This is a genomic window from Serratia oryzae (genome assembly GCF_001976145.1).
Lineage (GTDB): Bacteria > Pseudomonadota > Gammaproteobacteria > Enterobacterales > Enterobacteriaceae > Chania > Chania oryzae.
This window is the reverse complement of sequence record NZ_MOXD01000013.1, coordinates 13,988-28,463: the sequence shown is the minus strand read 5'-3', so window position 1 is coordinate 28,463 and position 14,476 is coordinate 13,988. Positions and strand designations below refer to the sequence as shown.

Annotated in this window: 11 protein-coding genes and 1 tRNA gene; 6 read left to right on the top strand and 6 right to left on the bottom strand. The window is 56.9% G+C overall.

Annotated elements, in window-relative coordinates:
- Positions 1-388: 388 nt before the first annotated feature.
- The 5 genes from BMI79_RS19455 to xylA form a co-directional block, all read right to left on the bottom strand.
- The gene (locus BMI79_RS19455) at positions 389-1,630 is read right to left on the bottom strand and encodes an MFS transporter (RefSeq protein ID WP_076943764.1); all 1,242 of its coding nucleotides are present in this window, start codon (positions 1,628-1,630) and stop codon (positions 389-391) included.
- Positions 1,631-1,773: 143 nt separating this feature from the next.
- Positions 1,774-2,688 carry a GlxA family transcriptional regulator gene (locus BMI79_RS19450; RefSeq protein WP_076943763.1) on the bottom strand — a complete coding sequence of 305 codons (915 nt, stop codon included), beginning with the start codon at positions 2,686-2,688 and terminating at the stop codon, positions 1,774-1,776.
- Positions 2,689-2,690: 2 nt separating this feature from the next.
- Positions 2,691-3,242 (bottom strand): cysteine hydrolase family protein, encoded by a 552-nt coding sequence (locus tag BMI79_RS19445; protein ID WP_076943762.1) that lies wholly within the window; start codon positions 3,240-3,242, stop codon positions 2,691-2,693.
- 115 nt (positions 3,243-3,357) lie between these two features.
- Positions 3,358-4,809, bottom strand: coding sequence for a xylulokinase (gene xylB / locus BMI79_RS19440; protein WP_076943761.1), 1,452 nt, complete (start codon positions 4,807-4,809; stop codon positions 3,358-3,360).
- Between the two features lie 534 nt (positions 4,810-5,343).
- A complete protein-coding gene (gene xylA, locus BMI79_RS19435) occupies positions 5,344-6,663 on the bottom strand; it encodes a xylose isomerase (RefSeq protein ID WP_076943760.1) in 1,320 nt (439 codons plus the stop codon).
- Positions 6,664-6,980: 317 nt separating this feature from the next.
- On the opposite strand from xylA, the gene xylF reads away from it, so the two are divergent.
- From xylF to xylR, 4 genes are all read left to right on the top strand, one after another.
- On the top strand, positions 6,981-7,976 hold the full coding sequence (gene xylF, locus BMI79_RS19430) for a D-xylose ABC transporter substrate-binding protein (RefSeq protein ID WP_076943758.1): 996 nt from the start codon (positions 6,981-6,983) through the stop codon (positions 7,974-7,976).
- 27 nt (positions 7,977-8,003) lie between these two features.
- The gene (locus BMI79_RS19425) at positions 8,004-9,545 is read left to right on the top strand and encodes a xylose ABC transporter ATP-binding protein (RefSeq protein WP_076943757.1); all 1,542 of its coding nucleotides are present in this window, start codon (positions 8,004-8,006) and stop codon (positions 9,543-9,545) included.
- Positions 9,523-10,707 (top strand): xylose ABC transporter permease XylH, encoded by a 1,185-nt coding sequence (gene xylH, locus BMI79_RS19420; RefSeq protein ID WP_076943756.1) that lies wholly within the window; start codon positions 9,523-9,525, stop codon positions 10,705-10,707. The genes BMI79_RS19425 and xylH overlap by 23 nt, the downstream gene beginning before the upstream one ends.
- 67 nt (positions 10,708-10,774) lie before the next feature.
- Positions 10,775-11,953 (top strand): D-xylose utilization transcriptional activator XylR, encoded by a 1,179-nt coding sequence (gene xylR, locus BMI79_RS19415; RefSeq protein ID WP_076943755.1) that lies wholly within the window; start codon positions 10,775-10,777, stop codon positions 11,951-11,953.
- A 200-nt stretch (positions 11,954-12,153) separates the two neighbouring features.
- Here the strand turns inward: xylR and BMI79_RS19410 are convergent, their stop codons facing one another.
- The gene (locus BMI79_RS19410) at positions 12,154-12,744 is read right to left on the bottom strand and encodes a DJ-1/PfpI family protein (RefSeq protein WP_076943753.1); all 591 of its coding nucleotides are present in this window, start codon (positions 12,742-12,744) and stop codon (positions 12,154-12,156) included.
- A 174-nt stretch (positions 12,745-12,918) separates the two neighbouring features.
- On the opposite strand from BMI79_RS19410, the gene BMI79_RS23835 reads away from it, so the two are divergent.
- Positions 12,919-13,013: transfer RNA gene (locus BMI79_RS23835), tRNA-Sec, on the top strand.
- 244 nt (positions 13,014-13,257) lie between these two features.
- The gene (locus BMI79_RS19400) at positions 13,258-14,448 is read left to right on the top strand and encodes a tyrosine-type recombinase/integrase (RefSeq protein ID WP_076943752.1); all 1,191 of its coding nucleotides are present in this window, start codon (positions 13,258-13,260) and stop codon (positions 14,446-14,448) included.
- Positions 14,449-14,476 lie beyond the last annotated feature (28 nt).

Sequence of the window (14,476 nt, the reverse complement as noted above, 5' to 3'; positions counted from 1 at the left end):
CATGTTGTGTTCACTTGGCAGTGTGATGAACGCGCCCGAGCAGGGGGCTCAAGAGCCAGCCCCCTGCACCCCGGCCCTTTGCCATATCAGGCGGTCGCTGCGCGACTCCCCTCACTCCGCCACGCTGCATGACGGCCGGCTACGACAGGCGTCCCTGCCTGTCTCGCCTGAACGCGCCGTCCATGGCGCGTTCGCCTATGCACCGTGTCTGCGTTCGGCGCCTTCAATGGCTTCAACATCAGTGCTCATCTCACCAACAACAGGGTTTGACACGCTGTTATCAATGCCATTGTAAAATTTGCCCGTTACTCACAAATTCGGGTGTTGACGTTGAGCGCATCATGGCCTGCTTCTCGGCCTTCGTCGAAAAGCAGCGAAGGCCGGGTCTTTATACCGCTTCCGTCGGCGTTGAGGCTACGCCACCGCGTTTGGCGAGGAACATCGCCACCAGCGCCAGCCAGCACAGGCCGCTTAGCAGGTTGAACAGGTTAAACCATCCGCTCCCCCCCCAAACATAGGCGACTTTAGCCAGCTCGATACCTACGGTGAATACCGCCATGCTCAACATCCCCATGGTGGCAGAAACGGTGCCTTTACTGACATCGCTGGAAAACAGCGTCAAACGATATAACCCAGCGTTCGCCAGCCCGATACCAAAGGCATACAGGCTCAGCCCGGCGGTCATCCACAGATAAGCATGCTCGGAGAACACCGTTGCCAGCGCAGCGATCAGCAACCCCACAATCATGGGGCCAGCACCTAGCTTGATCAGGCGCTCAACGCTGTTTTTACCGGTCAGGCGGGCCAGCGTCAGGTTTCCGAGGATCAGCGCACCGAATACCGGGATTTGCAGTAGGCCATAATCCATGGTGGAGAGCGACTCGCCGCTGATCAGGATCACCGGTGATTGGGCAATCCACGCCAGCAGCGGCAGGCTGGCAAAACCGATCGCCAGCGCCCCGCAGATAAAGCGGCGGTTAATCAGCACCTGGCGGTAATCGCGCCACAGGTTGGCAGCGGAAAAGGCTTCCCCCTGCAGCGTGGCGGTTTCCGGCATCGCTTTCCACAGGCCGACTAAGGCAATGGCCGCCAGAGCGGCAAAGATCACAAACATGCTCTGCCATGGCGCAATCTGGATCAGCGCGGCACCGGCCAGCGGCCCGAGCAGTGGGGCGATCAGCGCCACGTTGGCCATCAGCGCGGTGATTTTGATACACACCGACTCTTCAAAAGACTCCTGAATGGTGGCATAGCCCACCGCGCCGATAAAGCACAGGCCGATTCCTTGCAGGAAACGCATAAAGATAAACTGCTCAATGCTGGTCACCAGCAAGATTGCCAGACAGGCGACGATAAAGAAGGCGACGCCAGCCAGCATCACCGGGCGGCGGCCACGCCGGTCCGATAATGGCCCCAGCAGCCATTGCAGAAAGATACCACCAGCAAGATAGGCGGTCATTGAGGTCGGCACCCACTCCTCGCCAGCGTTAAAATCAGCTACCACAGCCAGCATACCGGGTTGGATCATATCGTTGCCGATATAGGTGGCAAATTCGAACAGCACCAGACAAAGCGGGAATAACAGCGCCTGTCGGCCCAAGCGTGCCACAGGGGGTAATGTTGTTTTCATATTTATATTACTGATAGCAAAAAAAATAAGGAACTGCCAGGGGGCGGGGAGCGCAATCTGAGCGAGTCGAAGCGGTTATTTTGCCGCCAATTGTTACTCTTGGCAATCATAAGATAAACCGTATGCGCATTCTGACCGTGTCTTTACGCGTTACGCTGCTGCGCGCGTCGGAGTTGGCGACCAGAAGAGAATCCGGCGGTTAGCGCGGCTTTTTCCAACCCGTAACCTTGCTGCAAGCGCTGCTGTGCCACGGCCAAGCGCAGCTGTTCATGATATTCCCGCACGCTGATCCCGATATGCTGGCGGAACAGCCGTGCCAGATGTCGGCTGCTGACGTGCGCTTTTTCTGCCACCAGCGGTACCGACCAATCGGCTTCCGGCTCGGCGGCCATCACATCCTGCGCGCGGTGTACGGCAGGGTGCAGATGGTTACGATAGCGCAACCATGGGGAAAGCTGCGGATCGTCGCCTGAGCGACGGAAATAGATCACCATTTCACGCGCAATCTCCAGCGCACGGTCGGCTCCGCAAGATTGATTGACCAGATGCAGCGCCAGATCGATACCTGCGGTGATGCCAGCGCTGGTAAAGATGCCGCGATCTTCCACAAAGATGCGGTTTTCCTTCACCTGAGCCGCCGGAGCCTGCTGGCGCAGGCGCGTGAGCACATCGTGATGGGTGGTGCAGTGGTAACCATCGAGCAGCCCTGCCTGCGCGGCCAGCAAGGCACCGGAACAGACGCAGACCAGGCTGAAGCGCTGCTGTGCCAGCGCGGGCCGTAATCCTTCCAGCCATTGCCGGGCCTGAGCAGCCTCTGGATTGGCGAAAAACCTGGCTGAATCCGCCACGCCCGGCACCACCAGAATATCACCGTCGGCCAACTGCGCAGGCAATGGCAGCAACTGGCCGATGCTCATGCCGATAGAGCAGGTGATTTGCGGCACCGGGCTGACATAATGCAATTGAAACTGGCCGGAAAGCCGCAAAACTTCCGCCGGGCCGCTGACATCCAGTGACAGCACGTTGGGCAACATCAGAAAGTAAACGGCCTTGGGCATGGTTATTCCTGTTTCAGTTGGGCCAACACGTCATCAACGCTGGCAAGGGTGGCGAAGCGATCGACCAGGACGGTTTCAGTATGCCGCTTCAACTGCTCAGGGGTAAAGAGCGTGCCGTCAGGATGGCGCATCGGGAAGGTGAGCGTCGCCTCGGTGACAAACGTCACCTTATAACCCAGGTCGGAAGCGACGCGGGTGGTGGTTTCGCAGCACTGCTCGGTACGCATACCGCTGATGATCAGATGATCGATCTGGCGTTCGCGCAGCCAGGCATCCAGACCAGAATCGGTCAACGCATTATGTACCTGCTTGTGTACCGTTACGTCGGCCTGGTGCGCTAGGAACGGCAGACGTTTCACGTAGCCGGAGGCCAGAGAAAACGGCCCTTCCGGCGCGACGTGGAACACATCCACCAGCGCCACGCCTTGCCGTTGGCAGCCCGCGATCAGCCGCGTCAGTGCCTGTTGAAACGCTGGCAGGTCGTCTTCCTGCCAGAATGGGCGGTGTTGAAACGAGTGTTGAACGTCGATGATCAATAATGCGCTATGTGACATTTTCGGCCTTCCTTCAGTGGGGTATAGCGCTATATTGCGCCGCTAGCTGGGCTGAAAGAAGGCCAAAAACGGCCATCATAATGACACAGACAGACCAATGAGGTAGTGAAGAGACTCACATCAGCGGCCGCAGGCAACGATACAGCTCGCGGAAGGTGCTGCGCCGTTCGGCGTACTGCTGATGCCGTGCGGCATCCGGCTCATGCACCTGCTCCAGCGGCAATGCGGGCAGCAAATCGCTTAACGGTTGGCCAGGGTTCAACGCAATCTGCGCCAACCGTGCCGCTCCCAGCGCCGGGCCGACGTCGCCGCCGGTGCGGTATTCCAGCCGCTGGCCGCTGATGTCTGCCAGCATCTGGCGCCAGAACGGGCTGCGTGCCCCGCCGCCAATCAGCGTGATGGCAGAAGGCTGCAGGCCGCTGGCGTGCAGCACATCCATACCGTCTGCCAGTGCGAAGCCGACCCCTTCCAACACCGCGCGCGCCAGGTCGTTCGGCCCATGCTGATGCGTAAAGCCCCAGAAAGCGCCTTTGGCATTCGGGTTATTGTGCGGCGTGCGCTCGCCGGAAAGATAAGGCAGGAACCACAGCGGTGCTTCTGCCGGTGCAGCCTGTTCGGCATTGCGCAGCAGGGTGGCAACGTTGTCGACGTTAGTCAATTGGCAGGCCCAGTCCAGGCAGGATGCGGCGCTGAGCATCACCGACATTAGGTGCCAGGTGTGCGGCAGCGCATGGCAGAAGCTGTGCACCGCGCTGGCCGGGTTGCTGAGAAAACCGTCGCTGACCGCGAAATACACGCCGGAGGTGCCGAGTGACAGCATCGCCTGCCCGGCCTGATACAAACCCACGCCGATGGCTCCGGCGGCGTTATCGCCGCCACCGGCCACCACCGGCACCGGGGCGATACCCCAGCGCCTGGCCAGTTCAGCCTGCACCTGCCCGGTGATCTGATTCCCCTCAAACAGCGCAGGCATCTGATCGCGCGTTAGCCCGCAGGCGGCCAGCATCGCGTCGCTCCAGTCACGCTGCGCCACGTTCAGCCATAGGGTGCCTGCCGCATCGGACATATCGCTGGCGAACTCGCCGGTAATGCACCAGCGCAGATAATCTTTTGGTAATAACACCTTGTCGACCTGGCAGAAAACCTGCGGTTCATGCTGTTGAACCCACAGCAGTTTGGGGGCGGTGAAGCCGGGCATCATCAGGTTGCCGGTGATTTCCCGCGAGTTGGGTACGCTTTGCTCCAATGCCAGGCACTGCGCAAAGCTGCGGCCATCGTTCCACAAAATTGCCGGACGCAGCACTCGTTGCTGCTTATCCAGCAACGTTGCGCCGTGCATCTGGCCCGTCAGGCCGATGGCTTTCACCGCTTGCAGATTATGCTGTTTAGCCAGCGCCAGCATGGCGCGATCGGTGGCTTGCCACCAGTCCTGAGGCGTTTGTTCAGACCACAAAGGGTGCGGGCGCGAGATGGGCAGAGGTTCACTTTGGCTGGCGAGCAGTTGGCCCTGTTCGCCGAGCAGGATGACCTTTACGCCGGAAGTGCCAAGATCGATACCGATGTACATGGGTGCAGTTCCTTTAATATGTCATATAGCCCCTTCACCTGAGGGGAGAGGTTTTTTCCCCTCATCCTAGCCTTCTCCCTAAGGGAGAAGGGAGGTACGGTGCAAACTTGCAGGCAGCCGCTATGCTGTTCAATCGAGCATAATGCTCGGCGTATCGCCCCCTCTCCCTGTGGGAGGGCGGGGTGAGGGCATTGGCGAGCGGCATCCCCTCATCCTAGCCTTCTCCCTAAGGGAGAAGGGAGGTACGGTGCAAACTTGCAGGCAGCCGCGATGCTGTTCAATCGAGCATAATGCTCGGCGTATCGCCCCCTCTCCGTGTGGGAGAGGGCATTGGCGAGCGACATCCCCTCATCCTAGCCTTCTCCCTAAGGGAGAAGGGACGTACTGTGCAAACTTGCAGGCAGCCGCGATGCTGTTCAATCGAGCATAATGCTCGGCGTATTGCCCCCTCTCCCTGTGCGAGAGGGCCGGGGTGAGGGGCCTTCGCCAATGTACCCCTCACTCAACTTTCCCCCAAAGGAGCCAGAGGCGGAGTTAGCCAAATAGATAACGGTTAACCAGATTTTCAACATGCTCCTGATGCCCGCTCGCATGTTGCGGAGCCAAAGCCTGCTGCTCAGCGTACTGTGCCAGCGCTTCGAGCGACAGCTTCCCTTGCAGGATTTGCTGGCCCAGCTCGCCGTTCCACCCGGCGTAACGCTTGGCCACCTGCTGATGCAGCTTGCCATCCTCGATCATGCGCGCCGCCACTTTTAGAGCCAGTGCCATGGTATCCATCGCGCCGATATGGCCGTAGAACAGGTCATATTTATCGGTGCTTTGGCGGCGCACTTTGGCGTCAAAGTTCAGGCCGCCGGTGGTGAAGCCGCCCGCTTTGAGGATTTCGAACATCACCAGCGCGTTCTCTTCCACGCTGTTCGGGAACTGATCGGTGTCCCAGCCCAGTTGCGGATCGCCACGGTTGGCATCGACCGAACCGAAGATGCCCAGCGCAATGGCGGTGGCGATTTCGTGATGGAACGAATGCCCGGCCAGCGTCGCGTGGTTGGCTTCGATATTCACCTTGATCTCTTTTTCCAGCCCGAACTGCTTGAGGAAGCCGTACACGGTGGCAACGTCGTAATCGTACTGGTGCTTGGTGGGTTCCTGCGGCTTAGGTTCGATCAGCAGCGTGCCCTGGAAACCGATTTTGTGCTTGTGCTCCACCACCATCTGCATAAAGCGGCCAATCTGCTCGCGCTCCTGGCGCAGATCGGTATTCAGCAGGGTTTCATAACCCTCGCGCCCGCCCCACAGCACATAGTTTTCACCGCCCAACTGATGGGTGGCGTTCATGGCGGTAAACACTTGGGTGGCGGCCCAACTGAACACTTCAGGGTTCGGGTTGGTGGCGGCACCGGCGGCATAGCGCGGATTGGTAAAGCAGTTGGCGGTGCCCCACAGCAGCTTCACACCGCTGCTCTGCTGTTTCTCGGCCAACACCTCGGTCATGGCAGCGAAATTGTTCAGATACTCTTTCAGCGTTGCGCCTTCTGGTGAAACGTCGATGTCGTGGAAGCAGTAATAAGGTACGTTCAGCTTGTGGAAAAACTCAAAGGCCACGTCGGCCTTGCGTTTAGCCAGCGCCAGCGCATCGCCCGGTTGCTGCCATGGGCGATCGAACGCCCCCACGCCAAACATGTCTGCACCGTTCCAGCAGAAGGTATGCCAGTAGCAGGCGGCAAAGCGCAGATGGTCGGCCATCCGTTTACCAAGAATGATTTTATCGGGATTGTAATGGCGGAAGGCCAGCGGATTATTGCTGCTGGTGCCTTCGTAGCGCACCTGATCGAGCTGATCAAAATAGGATTGCATTAGCGAACTCCTGAATAACTGGGGATAGTGGGTTAGATTTATCTTCGGAGTTAGCGGGCTGATGCTCAATTACGTTATTTCACACTTAAATTCACAGAATTATTAAATGTGCGCGGGATCTCATATTAGCGTTTATTCAACCTCATTAGCGGCCTGGTTATAAAACATGATCGCTATCATAAAATTAACATTAAACCAAAAATCGTAATTCGCCGGTAAAAATCTGCAATTGCCGAATGAAAAATAAGTGTCAACAATCGGCTGGACGTTTCGTGATTCATATTACCCATACACACTACACTGAAAAGGGTTATAAGATGAAAATTAAACCTATTCTCCTCTCCGCCTGCGCCCTTTTGCTGCTGGCCAGCCAATCAGGGTTCAGTAAAGAAATTAAAATCGGTATGGCTATCGACGACCTGCGTTTAGAGCGCTGGCAGAAAGATCGCGATATTTTTGTGAAAAAAGCCGAATCGCTGGGGGCGAACGTGTTTGTGCAGTCTGCCAACGGTAATGAAGAAACCCAGATGGCGCAGATTGAAAATATGATCAACCGCGGCGTGGATGTGCTGGTGATTATTCCTTATAACGGCCAGGTGCTGAGCAACGTGATCAGCGAAGCGAAACGTGAAGGCATTAAGGTGCTGGCCTATGACCGCATGATCAACAACGCCGACATTGATTTCTACATCTCGTTCGATAACGAAAAAGTGGGCGAAATGCAGGCGCAAAGCCTGGTAGAGCGTGTGCCGCAGGGTAATTACTTCCTGATGGGCGGCTCACCGGTGGACAACAACGCCAAGCTGTTCCGCAAAGGGCAGATGACCGTGCTGCAGCCGTTGATCAACAGCGGCAAGATTAAAGTGGTGGGCGATCAGTGGGCCGATGGCTGGCTGCCGGAAAACGCGCTGAAGATTATGGAAAACGCCCTCACGGCCAATAACAACCATATCGATGCGGTAGTGGCTTCTAACGATGCTACCGCCGGTGGGGCGATCCAGGCGCTGGCGGCGCAAGGGCTGGCGGGCAAAGTAGCTATTTCCGGCCAGGATGCCGACTTGGCGGCGGTGAAACGCATTGTGGCGGGCACCCAAACCATGACGGTGTATAAACCGATCAGCAAATTGGCCGATGAAGCGGCAGATATTGCAGTGCAGCTGGGTAAAGGCGAACAGCCAAAATCCAATGCCAAATTAAATAACGGCAGTAAAGAGGTCTCTGCCTGGTTATTAACCCCGGTTCAGGTGGATAAATCGAATATCGACAGCACCATTATTGCCGATGGCTTCCATAAGAAATCCGATCTTAATTAATTCTCGCGAAGCTTTTTGGAGGGAATAATGCCCTGCCTGTTAGAAATGAGAAATATCACTAAACAATTCGGCGTAGTAAAAGCCGTGGATAATGTCAGCCTGCAATTAGAGGCTGGGCAGGTATTATCCTTGTGCGGTGAAAATGGTTCAGGGAAATCAACGCTGATGAAAGTGCTGTGCGGAATATATCCGCACGGCAGTTATCAGGGGGAGATCTATTTTTCTGGCGACCTTATTACGGCCAAAACCATTCGCGATACCGAACAGAAAGGCATTGCGATTATTCACCAGGAACTGGCGCTGGTGAAGCAGATGACGGTGCTGGAGAACATGTTTCTCGGCAACGAGTGGGGCCGCTTTGGGCTGATGGATTACGACAATATGTACCTGCGCTGCCAGCGCATGCTGGCGCAGGTCAAACTGGAGGTGGATCCGCATACTCGCGTCGGTGAACTGGGGCTGGGCCAGCAGCAACTGGTGGAGATCGCCAAAGCGTTAAACAAGCAGGTGCGCCTGCTGGTGCTGGATGAACCCACCGCTTCACTGACGGAGAGTGAAACCGCCACCCTGCTGGCGATCATCACCGATCTGCGCGATCACGGCATTGCCTGCATCTACATTTCGCACAAGCTGAACGAGGTGAAAGCGATCTCGGATCTGATCTGCGTGATCCGCGACGGCAAGCACATCGGCACCCGGCCAGCGGCGGGTATGAGCGAAGACGACATTATCGCCATGATGGTGGGGCGTGAACTGACCGAGCTGTATCCGCAGGAACAGCACGCTATCGGCGAGGTGATCCTGCAGGTGGAAAACCTCACCGCCTGGCACCCGGTTAACCGGCATATTCGCCGGGTGGACGATGTTTCCTTCCAGCTACGGCGCGGCGAGATCCTCGGCGTGGCCGGGCTGGTGGGTTCCGGGCGCACCGAAACCATGCAGTGCCTGTTCGGCGCTTACCCGGGGCGCTGGCAGGGCAGCATCCGCATCGACGGGCAGCCCGCCACCATCACCACCTGCCGCCAAGCGATGCAGTATGGCATCGCCATGGTGCCGGAAGACCGCAAGCGCGACGGCATTGTGCCGGTAATGAGCGTTGGTTCGAACATGACGCTGGCGGCGCTGGGGGATTTCAGCGGCCCGCTGACGGTGCTGGATAGCGCGCAGGAACAGGCGACCATTCAGCAATCGCTGGCGCGCCTGAAGGTGAAAACCTCTTCGCCGGAGCTGGCGATTGGCCGGTTGAGCGGCGGCAACCAGCAGAAAGCGATTCTGGCGAAGTGCCTGCTGCTGAACCCGAAAATCCTGATCCTGGATGAACCCACGCGCGGGATCGATATCGGTGCCAAACATGAAATCTACAAGTTAATTAACCAACTGGTGCAGCAAGGGATCGCGGTGATTGTGGTGTCTTCCGAACTGCCGGAAGTGCTGGGGCTGAGCGATCGGGTGCTGGTGATGCATCAGGGGCGCATCAAGGCCGATTTAATCAACCGTGGTCTGACCCAGGAACAGGTAATGGAAGCGGCATTGAGGAGTGAAACCCATGTTGAAAAACACGCAATCTGAAGTAAGCCTGCCGCCCGTGGTGCAGAAAAAGCCGTTGCCGGGGCTAAAATCCGTCAATCTGCAGGTGTTCGTGATGTTGGCGGCGATCGTCGTCATCATGCTGTTCTTCACCTTTACCACCGAAGGGGCCTATCTCAGCGCCCGTAATATCTCCAACCTGCTGCGCCAGACGGCGATCACCGGCATTCTGGCGGTGGGCATGGTGTTCGTGATTATTTCGGCGGAGATCGACCTTTCCGTGGGCTCGATGATGGGCTTGCTGGGTGGCGCGGCGGCGATATTCGACGTCTGGCTCGGCTGGCCGCTGCCGCTGACCATCGTGGTCACGCTGCTGGCGGGGCTGCTGCTCGGGGCCTGGAACGGCTGGTGGGTAGCGTATCGCAAAGTGCCTTCGTTTATCGTAACGCTGGCGGGCATGCTGGCGTTTCGCGGCATCCTGATCGGCATGACCAACGGCACCACGGTGTCACCCACCAGCAGCGCCATGTCGCAGATTGGCCAGAGCTACCTGCCGAACGGGCTGGGTTTTGGCATGGGTGCCGTTGGCCTGATGCTGTTTGTGGCCTGGCAGTGGCGGCAGCGCAGCAGGCGCGCCCAGCTTGGTTTGCCGGTGGCGACACCGGGCGGGGATGTGACCCGGCAGAGCATTCTGGCGATTTTAGTGCTGGGCGCCATCTACCTGCTGAATGATTACCGTGGCGTGCCGACGCCGGTATTGATCCTCACCGCGCTGATGCTGGCGGGGATTTTTATGGCGACGCGCACTGCCTTTGGCCGCCGTATCTATGCGATCGGCGGCAATATCGACGCTGCGCGGCTTTCCGGGGTGAACGTTGAGCGCACCAAGCTGGCGGTGTTTGCCATCAACGGCCTGATGGTGGCGATTGCCGGGCTGATCCTCAGTTCGCGCCTGGGGGCGGGTTCACCTTCGGCGGGGAACATTGCCGAACTGGACGCCATCGCCGCCTGCGTGATCGGCGGCACCAGCCTGGCGGGCGGGGTCGGCAGCGTGGCCGGGGCGGTGATGGGGGCGTTTATCATGGCGTCGCTGGATAACGGCATGAGCATGCTGGACGTGCCGACCTTCTGGCAGTACATCGTCAAAGGTGCGATTCTGCTGCTGGCGGTGTGGATGGATTCCGCCACCAAGCGCCGGGTGTAACCATGCTGATGGGGGAGCCTGGCGGCGACGCAAAATCCACAGAGCGGTTTTTATTCAGGAGGCCCCCATGTTCAAAAAACGCTACCGGATTACCTTGCTGTTCAACGCCAATAAAGTGTATGACCGCCAGGTGGTGGAAGGCGTGGGTGAGTATCTGCAGGCTTCGCAGAGTGACTGGGATATCTTTATTGAAGAGGACTTCCGCTGCCGTATCGATAACATCAAAGACTGGTTGGGCGATGGCGTGATTGCCGATTTTGACGATCGGGACATTGAACGCTTGCTGCATAACGTCAACGTACCGATTGTCGGCGTCGGCGGTTCCTACCACCGCGAAGAAGATTACCCGCCGGTGCATTACATCGCCACCGATAACCACGCGCTGGTGGAAGCGGCGTTTATGCATCTGAAGGAAAAGGGGCTGAACCGTTTTGCGTTTTATGGCCTGCCGGTGGAAGGCGGCAAACGTTGGGCGCAGGAGCGCGAGCAGGCCTTCCGCCAACTGGTGGCCGAGGAGCAGTATCAGGGCGTGGTGTACCAAGGGATGGCCACCGCGCCGGAAAACTGGCAATACGCGCAAAACCGCCTGGCGGATTGGATACAGACGCTGCCGCAGCAGACCGGAATTATTGCCGTGACCGACGCGCGGGCGCGCCACCTGTTGCAGGTGTGCGAGCACCTGGATATCCCGGTGCCTGAAAAGCTGTGCGTGATCGGCATCGATAACGAAGAGTTAACCCGCTATCTTTCGCGCGTTGCATTATCCTCGGTGGCGCAGGGCACGCGCCAGATGGGCTATCGTGCCGCCAAGCTGCTGCACCAGTTGCTCGATCGGCGTGAGTTGCCGCTGCAACGCATTCTGGTGCCGCCGGTGAAGGTGATTGAGCCCCGCTCGACCGATTTCCGCTCGCTGCGCGATCCGGCGGTGATTCAGGCCATGCATTACATTCGCCACCATGCCTGCAAAGGGATCAAGGTGGAACAGGTGCTGGACGCGATCGGCATGTCCCGCTCCAACCTGGAAAAACGCTTTAAAGACGAAACCGGCCAGACCATCCATAACGTGATCCACGAAGAGAAGCTCGATCGCGCCCGCAACCTGCTCACCGCCACGTCGCTGTCGATCAATGAGATCTCACAGATGTGCGGCTACCCGTCGCTACAGTACTTCTATTCGGTGTTTAAGAAAGGCTATGACATGACGCCCAAAGAGCATCGCGATCGCTATGGGGAGGTGGGGTATTGAGACCTTTAAAACTGCTTATTGGGAAGGTGAACAGTTTGCGAACGTCGATAGGCAATACGGTAGGGGGACGCGTTTACTTTGCTGAATATGCAGGCATGACTGAGGGTTTAACAACAGAAAGCGCGGTAACAGTCTCGCTCCCGGCGTCAGGCCAGAAAGCGCTAGCTGTGCCGCGCCCAGTTAGCAGCAGTGTTCAGCGTTTATGCAGGCACTGCTTGTTGTGGTACTTGCCAGTTTTCGTGATAGATGTGCTCAGCCTGCTCTTGCGTGGTGGCATAATCGCCGGTGAGGCGATAGGCGACGGTGAAAGCAAAATCAAATGCAGCCCCCGGCCCTTTGCCACTGATCAGGTTACCGTCTTCAACCACTTTTTCTGCCACATAGGTGCCATCTGCCACTTCGCGATGCAGTTCACCAGAGCAGACATAACGGCGCCCTTGCAGCAACCGGTTGACGGCCAGCACGCGAGCAGCAGCGGAACACTGTGGGCAAATCAACTTGTCGGCCTCATCGTGACGGCGGATAAACTCCACGGCCATCGAATTATCCGCCATGTTGGCAGTTGCCTGCGGCCCACCTGGGATTACCACGGCGTCGTACAGGACATCCATACGGCGCTCCAACAGAGCATCGGCGAACATACGCATCTTGTTATAGCTGCGGAGTTCCAGCCGATCCTGACAGGACAGCAGTTCCACATCAATCTTCAGACGACGCAATACGTCGATCACAATAACCGCCTCAGCCTCTTCAAATCCTTCGCTTAGCAGGACGGCAACTTTCTTGGTCATAGCATCTCCAGCAATGGACGGGTGAATAACCCGGGCCCTATCAGGTTAGCAGATAAGCGGCGGAAATCTTGGCCGGGAGGCCAAGTGTAAGAAGAGGATCGCGGAAACACGATTTCGCGCTTAGCACCAGGGGGGATTCGCGCTATAATCCGCCACTTGCTTCCGTTTTCTAGAGGAAGATCATCGTCCCCGGTGGGGCGGCTGGACTTCAAATCCAGTTGGGGCCGCCAGCGGTCCTGGGCAGGTTCGACTCCTGTGATCTTCCGCCATTCGATACCTTTCAAACTCTCCTGAATTCAACTAAAACCCCGTGTATACTGGCTTTAAGCCACAACTCTGTCTACAAGATTCAACAGAATTCAACCCACATCAAGTGATATTCGGGGGTGCCTAAGGGGGTTCAAAAATGTATGTAATTTTCTGGCACCCCCGCAGGCTTGTTTTAACCCCTTTTTATCTGGTTTGGTAGTACCTCGCTTGAGGCTACTACCCATATCTATCAATGGAGATGCTATGCCACTAACGGACATAAAAGTGAAAACGGCCAAGCCGATGGAGAAAGCCTACAAATTGGCTGACGGCGGTGGCATGTATCTGCTGGTCAAACCTAATGGTTCAAAGTACTGGCGTTTGAAGTATCGCTTTGCGGGTAAAGAAAAGATGCTTTCTATCGGCGTGTACCCTGATGTTTCACTTGCTGATGCGCGAGAAAAAAGAAAGGAAGCACGCAAAACGTTAGCCTCTGGTGGTGACCCCGGTGAAGTGAAGAAGGCTGAAAAGTTGTCGCAAAAGCTTTCTATCGCAAACACGTTTGAAGCCATCGCACGCGAGTGGCATCAGTATAAGGCCGACCGTTGGTCGTTACGCTACCGTGAGGAAATCATCGACACCTTTGAGAAAGACGTTTTCCCGTATATCGGCAAACGACCTATTGCGGAAATCAAGCCGATGGAGTTGCTGGAAACGTTACGACGCATGGAAAAACGTGGGGCACTGGAGAAAATGCGTAAGGTACGGCAACGCTGTGGGGAGGTTTTCCGCTATGCCATTGTTACCGGGCGTGCTGAATACAATCCCGCGCCTGATTTGGCGACAGCATTGGCTACACCGACAAAGGTGCATTTCCCTTTTCTTAGCGTTGAAGAACTGCCTTACTTTTTGCGAGATCTGGCAGGCTATACCGGCAGCATCATCACCAAAACTGCAACGCAAATCATTATGCTGACAGCGGTCCGTACCCAAGAGCTGCGTTTTGCTCGTTGGCAGGATATCGACTTTGAGAAAAGGCTTTGGGAAATTCCCCCCGAAGTGATGAAGATGAAGCGGCCCCACATAGTTCCGTTGTCTGAGCAGGTGGTGAATCTGTTTTTGTCACTGAAACCTATTACGGGTGCGTATCCATTGGTGTTCATTGGGCGAAATGACCGGACGAAGCCGATTTCAAAGGAAAGCGTTAACCAGGTGATTGAGCTGCTTGGGTATAAGGGAAGGCTGACGGGCCACGGCTTTCGCCACACGATGAGCACGATCTTACATGAAAAGGGCTATAACTCGGCTTGGATTGAGACGCAGCTTGCCCATGTGGATAAGAATGCGATTCGCGGAGCCTACAACCATGCGCAGTATCTGGACGGCAGGCGGGAGATGATGCAGTGGTATGCCAACTATATCGACAGCCTGGAAAGTGTAAATACAACGAAATAAGTGCTCGGCCCGTCAAGGGCTGAGCTTT